Annotated in this window: 1 protein-coding gene; it reads left to right on the forward strand. The window is 55.6% G+C overall.

Going from position 1 to position 819, the window contains the following annotated elements:
• Positions 1-390: 390 nt before the first annotated feature.
• Complete coding sequence (locus BLX42_RS12075; RefSeq protein WP_119687634.1) at positions 391-597, forward strand: hypothetical protein; 207 nt, start codon at positions 391-393, stop codon at positions 595-597.
• The last annotated feature ends 222 nt before the right edge of the window (positions 598-819 follow it).

The following is an 819-nucleotide window of genomic DNA, read 5'->3' on the forward strand; positions in this document are numbered from 1 at the left end:
AGCCTGTCAAAGCCGGTCGCTGAGGTGTCAACGACGAACCGAGACTAGGCCGCAATCCGAGCGCTCGCAATGGGTTAGCAGCGCCGGCAATATAATTCGGAAATGGACTACAGGGAATGGGAAAAATCGGAGTTGAATGTGTAGGACCGTAGGCGTGCCGGGCGTGAATATTCTTCCGTGGTAGAAAAAGCCCCTGAAAACGATAAGTTTTCAGGGGCTTTTTCGTTGTGCCCGATTTAATCCCGATACCAAGGCCGGTGCATGCCGCCGCTAGCGGGAGGGCTGCCGGAACGGATCAGAGCCCTTCTTCAAAGGTACGGGAATCCCTTTTCTGGATGGTGGCTCATTGCTATATTGTGCGCCGCAATTTTCCTAAGGATAGAAGCCCGCATGAAACACCTGATTTTTATGTCAGTCATTGCTGCCAGCGCTGCTTTGAGTGGCTGCGTTGTTCAGAGCTCGTACAGCAAGACTATTGCAGTCACCAAGGACGCTGACGGCAAAGTGCTTCAGACAGTTGAGTCCGAAACTGTCGTACAGCCCGGTCAGGGTTACCCGATGCGTCTTCAGCTGATCAAAGGGGTACAGCCAAACTGACTAGCGCATTGAACATGCCCGCTTCGAGCGGGCTTTTTTTTTTCAGTGCGCCCGGCAGGGCGCGCTCACTCAGGGGTGAAAGTCCCCCGCACACCCGGCAAGGGGAAGTGCTAGCTAGAGGCAAGGGTTTCGCGGGCGACTGCGAGTCTGAAGGAAGCCCGAGGCAAATCGCTGGCCTGACGAACAGGAAGCGGATACGAGGCGGCATGGCGGGGTAAGCAG

It is taken from the genome of Pseudomonas sp. SG-MS2 (assembly GCF_009933855.1).
Taxonomy (GTDB): domain Bacteria; phylum Pseudomonadota; class Gammaproteobacteria; order Pseudomonadales; family Pseudomonadaceae; genus Aquipseudomonas; species Aquipseudomonas putida_E.